This window comes from Vibrio sp. SBT000027 (genome assembly GCF_963894355.1).
In the GTDB taxonomy this organism is placed as follows: Bacteria; Pseudomonadota; Gammaproteobacteria; order Enterobacterales; family Vibrionaceae; genus Vibrio; species Vibrio splendidus.
Genome location: NZ_CAWQGD010000004.1, coordinates 839,070 through 856,308 on the forward strand (window position 1 = coordinate 839,070; position 17,239 = coordinate 856,308).

Consider the following 17,239-nt stretch of genomic DNA (forward strand, 5'->3'; position numbering starts at 1 on the left):
GAATTACATTACACGCATACCAGGTTGAGCACCTTCGTGTGGCTCAAGGATCCACAGGTCGCTGCCACCAGGGCCCGCGGCTAGGATCATGCCTTCAGACATACCAAACTTCATCTTACGAGGTTTTAGGTTTGCAACCATTACGGTTAGCTTGCCTTCTAGCTCTTCAGGTTTGTATGCTGACTTGATGCCAGAGAATACTTGGCGAGTTTCACCACCGATGTCCAGTTGGAACTTCAGTAGTTTGTTCGCTTTTGGTACTTCTTCACATGAGATAATACGAGCAATACGCATATCGACTGCTGCAAAGGCATCGAACTCAATCTCGTCTGCGATTGGCTCTTTGTCTAGCTCAGTTTGGCTTGCTTGCTCTTTTTCAGCTTCTGCTTTTTCTTTCGCAGCTGCTTCTGCGGCTGCATCTTCTTTAGAAGATTCGATCATTGCTTCCACTTTCTTCGGATCAATACGGCTAAACAGCGCTTTGAACTTAGTGATTTCGTGATCAGTTAGCGGTGTAGCAATCGCTTCCCACGTTAGCTCTTCGTTTAGGAAAGCCTCAGTGCGAGCCGCAAGCTCTGGCATAACTGGTTTCAGGTAAGCCATTAGCACGCGGAATAGGTTAATACCGACAGAAGAAACTTCTTGAAGCTCTTTCTCTTTGCCTTCTTCTTTCGCAAGAACCCAAGGTGCTTTTTCGTCAATGTACTGATTAGCTTTATCTGCTAGTGCAGTAATTTCACGGATAGCGCGGCTGAACTCACGAGTTTCGTATAGCTGACCGATACGCTCAGCAGCAGCAACGAATTCGTTGTATAGCTCAGGTTCTGCAAATTCAGCAGCAAGTTTGCCTTCAAAACGTTTCGTGATGAAGCCAGCGTTACGAGACGCTAGGTTAACAATCTTGTTTACGACGTCAGCGTTTACACGTTGAGTGAAGTCTTCAAGGTTAAGGTCAAGGTCATCAATACGGCTGTTTAGTTTCGCAGCGTAGTAGTAGCGTAGACACTCAGGGTCTAGGTGGTTTAAGTACGTGCTTGCTTTGATGAATGTGCCTTTCGACTTAGACATCTTCGCACCGTTCACCGTTACGTAGCCGTGTACGAATACGTTGTTTGGCTTACGGAAACCAGCGCCTTCTAGCATTGCAGGCCAGAATAGGCTGTGGAAGTAAACGATGTCTTTACCGATGAAGTGGTAAAGCTCAGTTGTGCTGTCTTTCTTCCAGTATTCGTCAAAGTTTAGATCGTCACGCTTGTCACATAGGTTCTTGAAAGAAGCCATGTAGCCAACAGGAGCGTCTAGCCATACGTAGAAGAATTTGTTTTTCTCGCCTGGGATTTCGAAGCCGAAGTAAGGTGCATCACGTGAGATATCCCACTGTTGCAGACCAGACTCGAACCATTCCTGCATTTTGTTTGCAGTTTCATTCTGTAGAGAGCCAGAACGAGTCCACTCTTTAAGCATGCTTTCGAACTGAGGTAGGTCGAAGAAGAAGTGCTCAGAATCTTTCATTACTGGAGTTGCGCCAGAAACCGCTGATTTAGGGTTAATTAGCTCAGTTGGGCTGTATGTCTCACCACAGTTATCACAGTTATCACCATACTGGTCTTCTGACTTACACTTAGGGCAAGTACCTTTTACGAAGCGGTCTGGTAGGAACATCTCTTTCTCAGGATCGAAAAGCTGAGAAATAGTACGGCTAGAAATGAAGCCGTTCTTTTTAAGTTCTAGATAGATGTGAGAAGCCAGTTCACGGTTCTCTTCGCTATGTGTGCTGTGGTAGTTATCAAAGCTGATATCAAAGCCAGCGAAGTCTTTTTGGTGCTCTTCACTAACAGCAGCGATCATCTCTTCTGGCGTGATACCCATCTGTTGAGCTTTAAGCATAATTGGCGTGCCGTGAGCATCGTCAGCACAGATGAAGTTTACAGTGTTGCCACGCAGACGCTGGTATCGAACCCAGATATCAGCTTGGATATGCTCAAGCATATGGCCAAGGTGAATAGAGCCGTTAGCGTACGGAAGCGCACAAGTTACCAAAAGTTGTCTTGGATCAGTTGCCATACTTAATAATTCGCTTTTTTGATAGGTATAAATTTTGAGAGGTAATACTACTTTATAACGTGTGATACGCCAAGGTATCAGACAAAGGATTCCCCTAGTTTTTTAGGGGTTCAGTCTTCATCTCGTGGGTGATAGCATAAATAAAAAAAGGAGCCCCAATGCGTAACTTTACTTCTAAGCAAGATTTCTGTTCATGGTTGAATGAGTTCGAGTCACCAATCCTCATCCCAGAGTGGGCGCTACACCAAAATATAGTATCGGTTGATCCTCGTGGGTCATTTGTCATTACCTTGCCTTTTGCAGCTAATCAGCTCGCGGTTGAACTGGAACAGTGGATTCACTCCCAGATTGAACAACAGCTTGTCAGCACTTTTCAGTTTGAAGTAAAAGTGAAGCCGTCTGCGCTAGAAACTACAGTCGCAACACCATTGAAAGGCGTTAAGAACATTATCGCCGTGACGTCAGCAAAGGGTGGGGTGGGTAAATCGACAACTTCGGTAAACCTTGCGCTTGCGTTATCTAAGTCAGGTTCAAAAGTGGGCTTGTTGGATGCGGATATCTATGGTCCATCTGTGCCTATGATGCTCGGTCAGTTGGATGCCAAGCCAGAAGTACAGAACAACAAATGGATGATGCCAATCGAGGCGCATGGCATTTTTACTCATTCTATTGGCTATCTTGTGTCGAAAGATGATGCAGCAATCTGGCGTGGCCCAATGGCAGCGAAGGCTTTAGGTCAGCTTGTTAACGAAACCGTATGGCCAGAGTTGGATTATCTTGTTATCGACATGCCACCGGGCACAGGTGATATTCAGCTAACGCTTTCACAGCAGATCCCAGTAACGGGCGCGGTAGTCGTGACGACTCCTCAAGACTTGGCTTTAGCCGATGCACGTAAAGGTGTAGCGATGTTCGATAAAGTGAGCGTGCCAGTTGCAGGCTTAGTGGAAAACATGAGCTACCATATTTGTAGTCACTGTGGCGAAAAAGAGCATATCTTCGGTGCTGGTGGTGCAGAAGCCATGTCGGAAGAGTTCTTCCTCGATATTTTGGCGCAAATTCCACTGCATATTGATGTACGAGAAGACATCGACGCGGGTTGCCCAACGGTTATACGTCGCCCGGACAGCGAACACACTCGTCATTACCTAGAATTGGCTGAAAATGTGGCTGCGAAAATGTTCTGGACGGGAAAAGCGAGACCGGAAGCGATCAACTTTTCTATGGTTGATTAGAGTAGATAAGTCTTAAGGCCGTATAAATAATGTTTGGGTGAGATAAATAGCTTTTGTATTTGGCTAAAGAGCCGTTGGGTTTGTGCAAATAGTTGTACGCCAGTTATTCTAAAGCAAACGATTGTATTCATTTAATGTATAGATAACATCAATTTGACTGCAATTAGCTAGAATGGCGACTAGAATCTATGTTGTTTAGCCCCTATAATCAGGCGGTTTATCTCTTCCCACCACCAAACCATATCGGGTGCAAAATTAATGTCTGATAATAATCAATGTGTCATCGTAGGTATCGCTGGCGCTTCAGCATCAGGAAAAAGTCTGATTGCTAGTACAATTTATAATGAGTTGCGCGAGAAAGTAGGCGACCATCAAATTGGTGTTATCACGGAAGATTGCTACTACAGCGACCAAAGCCACTTGAGTATGGAAGAGCGTGTTAAAACTAACTACGATCACCCAAATGCACTGGATCATGATCTATTATGTGAACACCTACAGCAGCTAATGAGTGGCAATGCGGTAGAAGTTCCTGAATACAGCTACACAGAACACACACGTACTTCTGAAACGACTACACTTACACCTAAGAAAGTGATCATTTTAGAAGGTATTCTGCTTCTAACAGACCCACGCCTTCGTAAACTAATGCACGCAAGCGTGTTTATGGATACACCGTTAGACATCTGTCTACTACGCCGTGTTAAGCGTGATGTAGAAGAACGTGGTCGTACAATGGACACGGTACTTAAGCAATATCAAGAAACAGTACGTCCAATGTTCATGCAGTTTATCGAGCCTTCAAAACAACATGCAGACATCATCGTTCCTCGTGGTGGTAAAAACCGTATTGCGATTGACGTGCTAAAAGCGCACATTGCGAAGTTGTTGAAGTCTTAATCGAATAAAAATTTGCCTAAGTGACTCACTTAGCTTTATTTTTTACCGAATCAGTGGCACTTTTATAGTGCCACTTTCTTTTGGAATCTAAGCAAGGAATATGCGGATGAAGAAACTACTCATTTTCATAGCTGTACCAGTGTTTGTTGTCGTTGCAGCAATTCTGGCACTAGTGCTGTTAGTGAACCCTAACCAATTTAAGCCATTAATTGTCGAACAAGCCCAAAAACACACAGGCCTAGAGCTCGTGATCGAGGGCGATATCAGCTGGCAATTCTTCCCATCTATTGGCTTCGAACTTGGTCAAACTGAATTACGTAACCCTGAAGGATTCACCCAACCAAACCTGTTTAAGGTTGATACCGTTGGCGTTGATGTTTCGGTTACCCCGCTATTTAGCAACCAACTAGAGATCGGCAACATTACTCTAGATGGTGCAGAATTCTATTTAGAAACGCTTAAAGATGGTCGTAAGAATATCGACGCGCTAACGCAAGCATCAGCTCCTCAAGAGTCTGAGCCTGTAGCCGACGCAAGTTCTGAATCAACACCTGCGCCTCAAGAGCAAAGTGCTACAGACGCATCTGGTTGGACGATCAACCTTGCAGGCGTCACTGTTTCAAATGCATTGTTTGAGATGGACGACAAGCAAGCAGGTTCATTCACTAAGCTATACGATGTGTCTTTGAACCTTTCTGAGTTTGCCGTTGATACATGGACAACCGCGACGTTTGCGGCTTCTGGTGAAAACAACCAACAGAAGTTCTCTGCAAACGGCAGTGCAGAATTCAAATTAGCGGAAGGCTTCGCAAGTTACGCACTGCGTAATATTGACCTAAACGCTAAGTTCAATGATCCAGCAACGTCGATTGAGTCAGCAAAGATTGGTTTGAATACGTTTGAGTTCGATAAGGTAAACCAACTGACTTACGCTGTAATCGGCAATGCGGCTGGCCTTGACCTTGATCTTAAAGGTGGCGGTGAACTTACGGTTGATAGCGCGATTTCAAAAGTAACGCTGAATAAGCTAACGTTAGATTCAACATTCAAAGGTGACACGCTTCCTCAGTCTCCAATGAAAGTCGACATGCTGTCTGATTTAAGCTTCGATCTTAATAAGAGCCACCTGAGCTTTGTGTTAGAGAAGCTACAAGCTAACGCTATTGCTTTAGACGGTAAAGCAGACGTAACCCTATCTGAAATACCAAAGGTTCGTTTCTCTCTTCATAGCCCGAATATCGACTTGGACGAGTTCTTAGGCTTAGGCAATACAACAGAAACAGCGAGCACAGCTCCTTCTGGTTCTGCTGGTGGCTCAACGTCAAACTCTGGTAGTTCAGCTCCTGCTAAAGAAGTAGAACCTGATCTGTCGGCTCTGAAAACGTTAGACGTGAAAGGTGACATCACGATTGATAAGTTCAAGGCGAACAACGCGAAGATGCAGAATGTTAAAACGGCATTTTCGGTTAACCGTGGTATCGCAGAGCTAACCTCATTCACATCGAATCTTTACCAAGGTTCTATTTCTGCGACCGCTAAGCTAGACGCTCGTAAAACACCAGCGACTTACACGGCTAAGAAGAAAATTAGAGGTGTGAAGGTTCAACCGTTACTGGTTGATGTAGCGAACAACGACATGCTGGAAGGTACCGGTAATATCGATGTTAACGTTAAAGGTAAGAGCCTGACGCCAACAGGAATCAAGAAGAACCTAGTCGGTACTATCGTGATTAACTTTGAAGATGGTGCGGTGAATGGCATCAACGTTGCTCAATTGATTCGAGAAAACTACGCTAAGATCAAAGGCGAAAAAGTTGAAAGCACAAATGAAGCTCAAAAAACGGACTTCAGTGCAATGAAAGCGACACTGAAGGTCGACAAAGGTTGGGTTTCAACGAACGACTTATCGGCACAGTCACCACTGCTACGCGTGACAGGTCAAGGTAAAGCAAACTTCATTAATGAAACGGTCGACTTCCTTGTACGTACATCGATTGTTGGTTCGCTTGAAGGTCAGGGCGGTAAGAACATTGATGACCTGAAAGATGTGACCATCCCAATTAAGGTAACAGGCCAATGGGCTGACCCGAAATTTGCGCTTGTTTTTGATGATGTGTTGAAGCAAAAAGCACAAAAAGAGATCGACCGTGGTGTGAATAAGCTAACGGATAAGATCAAAGACGAGAAGACCAAAGAAGCGGTTGACGGTTTGTTGAAAGGTTTCTTTAACTAATCTTTACCTAACTCGCATATAAAAGAAGCGCCATTCCTGTTGTAGGAGTGGCGCTTTTGTTTGGGTGCTGATTATTATCCGGGCTTAGTAAGCAAAGAGACTCCCTATGAGACTCGTTCCTCGTTCTAGGGAATGACGATAGGTTGTCGTGCTTTGTTCAAGTACGTGACAGTCTAGTGGTCGTCACCCCCGAGAGGGAAGAATGACCGAGTCGGGGATCTCTAGTTGAATGTGATTACCAGTCGACACCTTGCAGTGCTTTAACACCCGATTCGAAAGCGTGTTTCACGTTACGGACTTCAGATACCGTATCCGCCATCTCTGTAAGAGTACGGTGCGCGCCACGGCCAGTAATGATTACTGACTGCATTTTAGGACGGTTATTCAGAGCCTCTACCACTTCATCTAGCTCGATGTAGCCATAGCTCACCATGTAAGTCAGCTCATCAAACAGAATCACGTCAATGGACTCATCAGCCAACATACGCTGACATTCTTTCCAGATACGTTGTGCGGCTTCAATATCTTTTGTTTTGTCTTGGGTTTCCCATGTAAAGCCAGTCCCCATTACTTGGAATTCAACATCTAGCTTTTGGAGAACGTTTTTTTCGCCGTTGTCCCAAGTTCCTTTCACAAACTGAGCGACTGCACACTTCTTACCGTGACCGACGGCACGAGTGATGGTGCCAAATCCGGATGTTGATTTACCTTTACCGTTACCAGTGATAACCAATAACAGGCCTTTCACTTCTTGTGCTGCAGCCACTCGTGCATCAACTTGTTCTTTTACTTTCTGTTGTCTTGCTTTATGGCGTTGTTCTTTGTTGTCTTCGGTCGACATAACAAATCCTTTTAAGTTGTGATTGCGCCTATCATAGCCTAACTTAACGATAGCAAAAACCATCGGAAGAACAGGTGATTACGGATGAAAAAGATACTCGTTGTTTGCATGGGGAATATTTGTCGTTCGCCAACAGGTGAAGCGGTGCTTAGAAAGAAAGCTCAACAGATGGATATTGATGTAACGGTCGACTCCGCGGGGACGATTGGCTTTCATCAAGGTAACCCACCAGATTCACGTTCTAAGTCAGCAGGTGAAAATCGTGGCTACAGCTTCAAAGGTATTACGTCTCGCAAGGTAGTGATGCATGATTTTGATGAGTTTGATTTAATACTAGCCGCAGATCAGGCGAATTTAGATGATTTAACGAATCAGTGCCCAGCCCACCTTCAATACAAACTTGCGCTATTCTTGAGCTTTGGAGAGTCACAATATCAAGAGATACCGGATCCTTATTATGGTGAGGGAAATGGCTTTGAGTTGGTGTTGGATTTAATCGAAGAGTCTAGCGAAGCGATACTGCGTTCAATGTAGCGTAGAGGCTGTGTTCTTGGTTGGGCGATAAAGTATCAAGGTTCATCGATATAAAAAAGGCCGACATCGAATGTCGGCCTTTCTAAATCTAGCTTTAAGCCATGACTAAGCTTACTTAGACATTACTTTGTAGATTGGGTCTTCTGCAACGTTCGCTTCAACTAAGCTACCGGCTTTGTGCAGCATAGCAACACAGTCTTGGCTTAGGTGGCGAAGGTGAAGTGTTTTACCTAGTGCAGCGTAACGGTCAGCAATCGTGTCGATCGCTTCAATTGCAGAGTGGTCTGTTACGCGTGAGTTTGCGAAATCAACGATAACATCTTGTGGATCGTTGTATGCGTCAAACAACTCAAGGAAGTTAGCGGTTGAACCAAAGAAGATTGGGCCGTTAACTTTGTACTCTTTAGAGCCTTCAGCGTTAACTGATTTGTCTGCGTAGATGTGTTTAGCATGTTGCCATGCGAACATTAGTGCCGAAGCAACAACACCCACACCAACAGCGACCGCAAGGTCCGTTAGTACTGTTACCACGGTAACCAGAACGATAACGAAGAAATCTTGCTTAGGAACGCGACGCGCAAGCTTGAAGGTTGCCCATTCAAACGTACCGATAACAACCATGAACATTACGCCCACAAGTGCTGCTAGAGGAATCATTTCAATCAGTGCAGAACCAAACAGGATGAACATCAGTAGTGCGACTGCCGCTACGATACCTGAAAGACGACCACGACCGCCTGAGTTTACGTTGATCATCGATTGACCGATCATCGCACAACCACCCATCGCACCGAATACAGAACACGTTACGTTAGCCATACCTTGACCAACACATTCACGGTTAGATTGGCCACGAGTGTTTGTCATTTCGTCTAGTACCGTTAGTGTCAGTAGAGACTCGATCAGGCCGATAGCTGCAAGGATAATTGCGTATGGCAGGATGATCTGAAGTGTCTCGAAAGAAAACGGAACTGCAGGAATAGAGAACGTTGGTAGAGAGCCCGCTAGCGTAGCGGCTTCGTCACCAGACATAGTACGTAGGAAGTCAACAACAGTACGAGTTTCAAGATCAAGGCCTACAACCAAAGCCGTTACCGTTACAATAGCTACCAATGAAGAAGGTACTGCTGTAGTGAGTTTAGGTAGGAAGTGGATGATACCCATAGTGAGTGCGACTAGGCCTAACATCAGTGTCATTTGACCGCTTGGTAACCAAGTTAATGCACCCGTTACGTCTGGCGCTTTAAATTGACCAAGCTGAGCTAGGAAGATCACAATTGCCAAACCGTTCACGAAACCAATCATTACTGGGTGTGGAACGATACGGATAAATTTACCTAACTTGAATACACCCGCTGCAATTTGCAGAAGGCCAGCCAGCATAACGGCTGCGAATAGGTATTGAACGCCATGGGTTGCCACTAGGCTCACCATTACAACGGCCATTGCGCCAGTTGCACCAGAAATCATACCTGGACGACCACCGAAAACGGAAGTGATTAAACCTACGATGAATGCTGCGTAAAGACCAACCATTGGGTCAACGCCAGCAACAAAGGCGAATGCTACGGCTTCAGGTACCAGAGCTAGGGCTACTGTAAGACCTGAAAGCACGTCATTCTTTACAGAGTGCTTTGAAAATTGTGGGAATTCGAACATGTTTGCTCAGCTATGCTAAAAATGGATTTACCGACACGAGTGTATTGCGTAGCCAAACAGTGATGGAAAAGAGCGGCAATAGCGAAGTGTCGAAAAGATAAGTGCGCGAATGCTACCCAAAAATGTGACTAAGTTCAAGGTTGAACCTAACTTTGAGTAATATATCTGTTAATTTTTATTCGATTAGTAGATATGAAAAAGGCTGCTTTAATAAGCAGCCTTTGATTCTATTTACTTGTGATTATCTATCAGTAATCGCTAGTAGTTTGGCTTAGTCATACCTGCGCCAGCTTGGTTCGACGCTGCCTGACTACCTGCACCTTTCGGTACAAAACGCTCAGCGCGGAACGGAGCTGCAACAACTTCAATCTCTTTGATCTCTTGTGGACCAGGAGCTTTAGTCATTGGTGAGCCTGCTTGCTTCTTAGCAACCGTTGCTTTTGGTGCAGCTTGAGGAGCTTCTGCTTTTACAACAGGCGCTTCTTCAACTTTTGCACTTTCAGCTTCAACAACTGGTGTTGTCTCTTCTACTGCAACAGCCGCTTCGACTTTCGTCGATTCTACAATCACTGGAGCTTCAACTTTCTCAGTTTCAACGACCACTGGTGCTTCTTCAACGACTACAGGAGCTTCAGTTACCTGAGCTTCAGAGCGAGTTTCTTCAGCAACAACCGCGTCTTCACGAGAGATGATTACTTTACCCATAGCTAATTCAGGACAAGCAAAACCGCCAGCCATCACTACGTTGCTTTGAGGTGCATTCTCTTGAGCTGTATTTTGCTCTTGAGCCTGAACAGCAACTTGAGTTTCAGTAGCAACTTGAGCTTCAACAGCAACGTCCATTTCAGCCACTTCAGGTTTTGTCTGATTGTGGTGAGGTTTTGGAATGAAGCGAGGCATCACTTTACCCATAGCCATCTCAGGAGAAGCTACACCACCTTTACGTAGGCGGAATGGGTTAGGGCGACGATCACGACCGCGACGACGACGTTGACCACTTGCACGTAGGTGACGTGGAGAACGACGGTTACGACGTTGCTTCGGCTCTTCCTGTTCTGTTTGCTCAGCATTTACTTGAGTTGCTTCTACTTGTTCCACAACTTTTTGCTCTTGAGCCACAGCTTGTTCGTGATTTGCTGTTTGTGCCTTTTGCTCTTTTGAAGCGTTATCGGCATTGTTGTCAGCTTCTGCTTGAGCTTGCTGGTCTTTAACTCGAACCAGTTTGTTCAGCTTACGACGTTGACGACGCTCTTTAATTTTCACAGCTTTTGCTTCAGGCTTCGCCTTTGGCGCTTCTGGTTTATCAGCTTGAGCTTCTGCCGCTAGCTGTAGACCTTCTTCTGCTAATTTAGATGGTACTTGCTCTTCCTGTTGCTTCTGCTCATCACGTGGCTTATTGCGACGATCTTGCTTAGGCTTACGAGGCTGACGAGTTTGCTGTGGAGCTGCTTCTTTTTGCTCTTCAGGTTTCTCATCACGTACAGGTTTACGACGGCGTTTGTTGTCACGGTTTTCGTTGCGATTGTCACCACGTTCGTTACGTTGTTCGCCGCGGTCACCACGTTGGTTACGACGGCGGTTGTCGTTACGATCACGGCGTTGACGGTTACCGTTGTTGCGATTGTTCTTAGGTTTTTCTTCTTGCTTCTCTTCTTCTTTCTTCTCTTCTTGAGTTGAAGAGCCAAATAAGAAGCTACCGATAGCTTTGAAGAAACGACCAATTAGGCTAGGTTCTTGCGTTGCAGCTGGTTCAACTTTCTTCTCTTCAACAGCTTTAGGAGCTGGTGCAGGAGTAGGTGCTGATTGAGCTGGAGCCGCGAAACCTTTCAGAGCAGGCTCTTCGATCTTCTTAGGACGAATAGTCTGTTCTACTGGTTCTTTGCTTTCTGCTTCTTTTAAAGCTTCTAGCTTGGTAGGCAGCAAGTAAGAGAGTAGATCGAACTCTTCACCTTCACGAACACGGATAACCTCAAAGTGTGGTGTTTCCATGTCAGAGTTAGGAACAACAGTAATCTTAACTTCTTGGTTCTTCTCGATGTGGTTTACTGAGCGACGTTTTTCGTTCAGAAGGTAAGAGGCGATTGGAACAGGCACAACAGCAAGTACTTGTGCTGTGTTGTCTTTCAGAGCTTCTTCTTCAATCAAACGTAGAACAGAAAGTGCTAGAGATTCGTTATCACGAACAACACCAGTACCTGTACAACGAGGACAAATGTGGTGGCTTGCTTCTGCTAGTGATGGGCTCAAACGTTGACGAGACATCTCTAGAAGACCAAAGCGAGAAATACGACCAATCTGAACACGCGCACGATCTAAACGAACGGCGTCACGTAGACGGCTTTCAACTTCGCGTTGGTGGCGAACCGGAGTCATATCGATGAAGTCGATAACAACAAGACCACCTAGGTCACGTAGACGTAATTGACGTGCAATTTCATCGGCTGCTTCTAGGTTAGTGTTTAGCGCTGTTTCTTCAATATCGCTGCCCTTTGTTGCACGAGCAGAGTTGATATCGATAGAAGTTAGAGCTTCTGTTGGGTCGATCACGATAGAACCACCAGACGGAAGACGAACTTCACGTTGGAAAGCTGATTCGATCTGGCTTTCAATCTGGTAATGGCTAAATAGTGGCACTTCACCATCGTATTTCTTAACGCGATTCATGAAATCTGGGCGTATTAATTGAATGTGCGCTTGTGCACGTTCAAAAATAGTATTGCTGTCGATTAGAATCTCGCCAATATCACGACGTAGATAGTCACGAATCGCACGAACGATAACGTTACTTTCTTGGTGAATAAGGAAAGGAGCTGCATTTGAATCAGAAGCTTGCTTAATAGCGCCCCAGTGATTCAATAGAACATTCAAGTCCCACTCTAGCTCTTCTGCACTTTTGCCAACACCTGCTGTACGCACGATTAAGCCCATGCCTTGAGGAAGCTCAAGAGTGCTTAATGCTGCTTTCAGTTGAGTGCGTTCATCACCTTCGATACGACGAGAAATACCGCCAGCACGAGGGTTATTAGGCATAAGAACTAAGTAACTACCAGCCAAAGAGATGAAAGTTGTCAGTGCAGCGCCTTTGCTACCACGTTCTTCTTTCTCAACTTGTACGATTACTTCTTGTCCTTCTCTTAGCACTTCTTTAATGCTAGGACGGCCTTGGTATGTATAACCTTCAGGGAAGTATTCGCGGGCAATTTCTTTAAGAGGGAGGAAACCGTGACGTTCTGCGCCGTAATCAACAAATGCCGCTTCTAGGCTTGGTTCAATACGGGTAATACGTCCTTTGTAGATATTCGCTTTCTTTGACTCGTGACCTGGACTTTCGATATCTAGATCGAACAGTCGCTGGCCATCAACCAAAGCGACACGCAACTCTTCTTTTTGAGTTGCGTTAATTAACATTCTTTTCATTTAGAAATTCTCATTGTCTTTTCTTATTTTCATCATTGGTCTTATCGCTTTATTCGTTTCTCATGGTGCCAGATCCCATGGCTTTATCGGTGCAGCCTCCCGGCTGGAGTAGGGATGCTCTGGGGCACGTCAGTCATCATAGGGAGTTAGCCTATGATCCGCGATGTGGCGGTGAATACTCAACATGAGTGTACGTGAGTAGAGCGATAAGGAACTCAGTTGACCGTGTCTTACGCCGATTGCAGCACTGTCTAATCTGAGTCATCTACTCATTTACTTGCTTATGAATGGTTAGCTGTTTAAATATTAGTCAATCCATTGATAGCAGCTGTGAACTATAGCAGTGGTCGGTAAACACAGCAATCTGCTTTGTCGTAATGCGGTAAAAAAAACAGTTTTTGTTTGGGTTTTGATAGCTCTAACTCACTGTCTATAAATAATTTATCAATTGATATTTTAATTTGCAGGAAGCTTGGTGCTTTTTTGTTCGAAGAATCAAAGAAATATAGAACTTCAATGACCTTTTAGGGATAGATCGGCAGGGATTATAGATAAATAAGTTCAGAATAGGGTTAAGAAAATCTCAATTATCAAAAGTGACAGTGATACAATGGCCCAATGAGCGAAATTAGAACCCAAGTCCAATTTGTCGACATTGACGAAGATATGGCTGGTCAGCGTATTGATAACTTCTTACGCAACCAATTAAAAAACATCCCGAAAAGCATGATTTACCGAATCGTGCGTAAAGGCGAAGTCCGCGTAAACAAAAAACGCATCAAGGCTGAATACAAACTAAAAGCAGGTGATTTAGTTCGTATCCCGCCAGTCACTATTGAAGAGAAAACAGAAGAGAACGTGCCAAGCACGAAACTCAATAAGGTTTCTGAATTAGAACAGTGCATCATTTATGAAGATGATCACATGCTGATTCTGAATAAACCATCAGGAACTGCGGTTCATGGTGGTAGCGGGCTAAAGTTTGGCGCGATTGAAGCATTGCGTGCACTTCGCCCTGATGCTCGTTTTCTTGAATTAGTGCACCGTATTGATAGAGATACGTCTGGCATTTTGCTTGTTGCTAAGAAGCGCTCAGCGCTAAGACACCTTCAAGCACAGTTCCGTGAAAAAACGGTTCAAAAATACTACTTCGCTTTAGTGATGGGCGAATGGAAGAACAGCTGTAAAGTGGTTAATGCCCCTTTATTGAAAAATGAAGTAAACAGTATTGTTCGCGTTAACCCGAATGGTAAGGCTTCTGAAACTCGTTTTAAGGTTTTGGAAAAATTCCAAGATGCGACGTTAGTTCAGGCAAGCCCAATTACCGGCCGTACGCACCAAATTCGCGTACATGCTCAGTATACTGGCCACCCAATTGCTTGGGACGACCGTTACGGTGATCGTCGTTTTGATGCTTACACGGGTAAAGTAGGATTGAATCGTTTGTTCTTACATGCCGCCAACATTAAGTTTACCCACCCAGGTAGCGAAGAGAAGATAGATATCTCGGCTCCAATGGAAAAAAGGCTAGAGAGAGCACTCACTGGTCTACGTAAGCTTTAAGAAGATACGAGATACGAGATACTAGATACTAGATACGAAAGGGTTAGCTGTTTCTAGCCTTACTTATCTATTAACAAAAAAGGTTGACGAAATTCGTCAACCTTTTTTGTTTTCATCTGTTGTAGAAGATCCTCAACTCGCTCTTTCCTCGCTCTTGAGGATGACGACTTTTTAAAGTCAGGTTCTACATCATGAGCTGATTGGATAATGTGGCTATCTTCGTCATTCCCTAGACTGACGAAGGAAGGAGTAGGGAATCTCTAACAAAGAGAGAGTATCCATTATAGTACGCTCATTCCTTGCGCTTCTAACATATCAACCAGATCGATCAGAGGTAAACCGATCAAGGTATTCGGGTCTTTACCTTCCATCTGTTTAAATAGCGCGATACCTAACCCTTCACACATAAAGCTGCCTGCGCAGTAATAAGGCTGTTCTTTCTCAACATAAGAAATGATTTGCTGCTGTGTTAAATCACGGAAATGTACGATGAAGGTATCTAAGCGAGTGTCGGCTTTATTGGTTTCGCTGTTCCATATGGTTATCCCAGTATAGAAAGTGATGCTTTTGCCGCTTTGGCGAGATAGCTGCTCAATCGCTTTTTCACGAGTGTGTGGTTTACCAATGATTTCTCCATCAATCACACACACTTGATCGGAACCAATCACTAGGCTTGGTTGTTCGACAGTACAAGACTTGGCTTTTGTGTCGGCAAGACGCATCACTAACTGTTGAGGTGTCTCTTCTGGAAGTGGTGTTTCATTGCAGTCAGGCTTCGCTGTGACAAAGTCTAACTGTAGTTTTTTGAGGATCTCTTGCCTAAATGGAGATGTAGAAGCTAAAACTAGTTGGTAATTTCTCATTTTAATTTACAATTCGTGTAAGCATTTAGTTCAGGATAACGTAACTTATCCTGCTATTCATAATGCTCTGAACAGGAAAGGTAGGAAAGTACATTTTTTTTGCCATTTCCTTTGACTAAACACGATTTGGAAGATAAGATTCGCGCCCTATGCAAAAGGAAAAAATACCGCGTACAGTTGATCCGGCAAGAACGGCTCAAAAACGACTCGATATGGATGGTATCATTCAAGTCAGTCTTTTGAAGCGTTTAACTGAAACAACTGAAGGCGTAAAACGTGACGCGCAAGTCTCAATGTCATTTGGGCTTGATGAACAACGATTAGTCGTTATCTCTGGTAAAGCTAACGTCGAAGTCGATTTAGAGTGTCAACGTTGTAATGAGGTTTTCGCACATGAGTGCGATGTCCAATTTACTTATACTCCTGTTTACAGCGAGAAAAGTGAAGAGGAAGCACCGGAAGAGTACGATTTGGTAGATCTGAACGAGTACGGTGAGTTAGACCTGATTCAATTAGTTGAAGACGAGTTCATCCTTGGATTGCCACAAATAGCAATGCACGACGATGCGAAATGTAGCGTTAACTCAAATAACTTGGTGTTTGGTGAACTTCCTGAAGAAATTGAGGAAGATAAAAAGCCGAATCCATTTGATGTTTTAAAAAACTTAAAGAAGTAACTTATTAATAAGTATCTTTAAGAATTTACATAGGAGTAGGGTCAATGGCCGTACAAAAGAGCAAGAAATCACGTTCAATGCGTGGCATGCGTCGTTCACACGATGCGCTAACTACAGCTGCACTTTCTGTAGACGCAACTTCAGGTGAAACTCACCTACGTCACAACGTGACTGCCGAAGGTTTCTACCGCGGCAAAAAGGTTATCAACAAGTAAGGTTGACCTTTGCAAAATCTAACCGTTGCGCTTGATGCAATGGGCGGGGACTTCGGTCCTCGTGTAACAGTGCCTGCCGCCGTGCAGGCACTGTCGTATTTCCCAGAGCTAAAAGTCATTCTCATAGGTGATCGAAATGCGATCACATCTCAATTATCTTCATTAGGTCGAATGCCTGATTCTCGTTTGAGTATCCAGCATTGTGATCGAGTCATTTCCAATTCTGAAAAACCTTCACTAGCCTTACGTAATAGTCAAGGTAGTTCTATGCGTGCTGCTATCGATCTGGTTGCCGAATCACAGGCTGATGCTTGTGTGAGTGGTGGTAACACTGGTGCACTGATGGCGTTATCTCGTTTCAGACTTAAACTCCTTCCCGGTATTGATAGGCCTGCATTGGTTTCAGCTTTGCCTACTGCTTCTGGCAATCGTACATGGATGCTTGATTTAGGAGCGAACGTTTCTAGTGACGCAGATTCACTGTTTCAGTTTGCTGTAATGGGCAGTGCATTGGCAGAACAACATTTAGGTCGCGCTCCACGTGTCGCTATCTTGAATATCGGTGCAGAAGAAATCAAAGGCAATGACCTTGTGAAACGATGCGCGGAAATGTTGTCTAATACTCAGTCTGTGAACTTCATAGGCTATATTGAAGGTAATCAATTACTTCAAGATGCTGCTGATGTCGTCGTATGTGATGGTTTTGTGGGCAATGTCTGCTTAAAAACGTGCGAAGGTACGGCTCAGCTCTTTATTGATAAGCTAAAAACGCGCATGATGGCTTCAACAATAAAGGGTTGGATCGCCAGAATGTTGTTTTCTGAGCTATTTACTGAATTAAAAACCTTGAACCCCGACCAGTATAACGGCGCAAGTTTGTTAGGATTGCGCGGCATTGTCATTAAAAGTCATGGAAGTGCTGATGTGTCTGCAGTCGTCAACGCGATTGGTGAAGCAGTACACGAGGTCAAACGACAAGTCCCCAGCCGCATTAGCGATCGTTTGGAAGCGGTTTTACTCGAGAGGCATTATTAGTCT

General features: G+C 44.5%; 13 protein-coding genes. 8 read left to right on the forward strand and 5 right to left on the reverse strand.

What is annotated here, in order from left to right; all coding sequences use genetic code 11:
• Window positions 1-3 precede the first annotated feature (3 nt).
• A complete protein-coding gene (gene metG / locus AACU28_RS13720; RefSeq protein ID WP_017084023.1) occupies window positions 4-2,064 on the reverse strand; it encodes a methionine--tRNA ligase in 2,061 nt (686 codons plus the stop codon).
• A gap of 158 nt (window positions 2,065-2,222) precedes the next feature.
• Here metG and apbC point away from each other — a divergent pair, with 158 nt between their 5' ends.
• From apbC to AACU28_RS13735, 3 genes are all read left to right on the forward strand, one after another.
• Window positions 2,223-3,299, forward strand: coding sequence for an iron-sulfur cluster carrier protein ApbC (apbC, locus tag AACU28_RS13725; protein WP_017078118.1), 1,077 nt, complete (start codon window positions 2,223-2,225; stop codon window positions 3,297-3,299).
• Window positions 3,300-3,557: 258 nt separating this feature from the next.
• Window positions 3,558-4,199, forward strand: coding sequence for a uridine kinase (gene udk, locus AACU28_RS13730; protein WP_004734002.1), 642 nt, complete (start codon window positions 3,558-3,560; stop codon window positions 4,197-4,199).
• A 106-nt stretch (window positions 4,200-4,305) separates the two neighbouring features.
• Complete coding sequence (locus AACU28_RS13735) at window positions 4,306-6,432, forward strand: AsmA family protein (protein ID WP_017095946.1); 2,127 nt, start codon at window positions 4,306-4,308, stop codon at window positions 6,430-6,432.
• A gap of 235 nt (window positions 6,433-6,667) precedes the next feature.
• On the opposite strand, the gene cobO is transcribed toward AACU28_RS13735, so the two are convergent.
• Window positions 6,668-7,273 carry a cob(I)yrinic acid a,c-diamide adenosyltransferase gene (gene cobO, locus AACU28_RS13740; RefSeq protein ID WP_029224603.1) on the reverse strand — a complete coding sequence of 202 codons (606 nt, stop codon included), beginning with the start codon at window positions 7,271-7,273 and terminating at the stop codon, window positions 6,668-6,670.
• Between the two features lie 84 nt (window positions 7,274-7,357).
• On the opposite strand from cobO, the gene AACU28_RS13745 reads away from it, so the two are divergent.
• On the forward strand, window positions 7,358-7,807 hold the full coding sequence (locus tag AACU28_RS13745; RefSeq protein WP_121603070.1) for a low molecular weight protein-tyrosine-phosphatase: 450 nt from the start codon (window positions 7,358-7,360) through the stop codon (window positions 7,805-7,807).
• A 111-nt stretch (window positions 7,808-7,918) separates the two neighbouring features.
• Here AACU28_RS13745 and AACU28_RS13750 read toward each other — a convergent pair whose 3' ends face one another.
• Entirely contained in the window at window positions 7,919-9,466 is a 1,548-nt protein-coding gene (locus AACU28_RS13750) for a SulP family inorganic anion transporter (protein WP_004733998.1), read from the reverse strand.
• A 258-nt stretch (window positions 9,467-9,724) separates the two neighbouring features.
• Window positions 9,725-12,883, reverse strand: a complete 3,159-nt coding sequence (gene rne / locus AACU28_RS13755; RefSeq protein WP_121603071.1) for a ribonuclease E — start codon at window positions 12,881-12,883, stop codon at window positions 9,725-9,727.
• A gap of 618 nt (window positions 12,884-13,501) precedes the next feature.
• Here rne and rluC point away from each other — a divergent pair.
• Window positions 13,502-14,446: a 23S rRNA pseudouridine(955/2504/2580) synthase RluC gene (gene rluC / locus AACU28_RS13760; protein ID WP_017088582.1), complete on the forward strand. Its 945-nt coding sequence runs from the start codon at window positions 13,502-13,504 to the stop codon at window positions 14,444-14,446.
• A 281-nt stretch (window positions 14,447-14,727) separates the two neighbouring features.
• On the opposite strand, the gene AACU28_RS13765 is transcribed toward rluC, so the two are convergent.
• A complete protein-coding gene (locus AACU28_RS13765; RefSeq protein ID WP_121603072.1) occupies window positions 14,728-15,309 on the reverse strand; it encodes a Maf family protein in 582 nt (193 codons plus the stop codon).
• 149 nt (window positions 15,310-15,458) lie between these two features.
• Here AACU28_RS13765 and yceD point away from each other — a divergent pair, with 149 nt between their 5' ends.
• Genes yceD through plsX form a run of 3 tightly spaced genes read left to right on the forward strand, consistent with a single transcriptional unit; the run spans window position 15,459 to window position 17,236 of the window.
• Window positions 15,459-15,986, forward strand: coding sequence for a 23S rRNA accumulation protein YceD (yceD, locus tag AACU28_RS13770; protein ID WP_004733994.1), 528 nt, complete (start codon window positions 15,459-15,461; stop codon window positions 15,984-15,986).
• A gap of 44 nt (window positions 15,987-16,030) precedes the next feature.
• Entirely contained in the window at window positions 16,031-16,201 is a 171-nt protein-coding gene (gene rpmF, locus AACU28_RS13775) for a 50S ribosomal protein L32 (protein ID WP_004737376.1), read from the forward strand.
• Window positions 16,202-16,210: 9 nt separating this feature from the next.
• Entirely contained in the window at window positions 16,211-17,236 is a 1,026-nt protein-coding gene (gene plsX, locus AACU28_RS13780) for a phosphate acyltransferase PlsX (protein ID WP_017062152.1), read from the forward strand.
• Window positions 17,237-17,239: the final 3 nt, after the last annotated feature.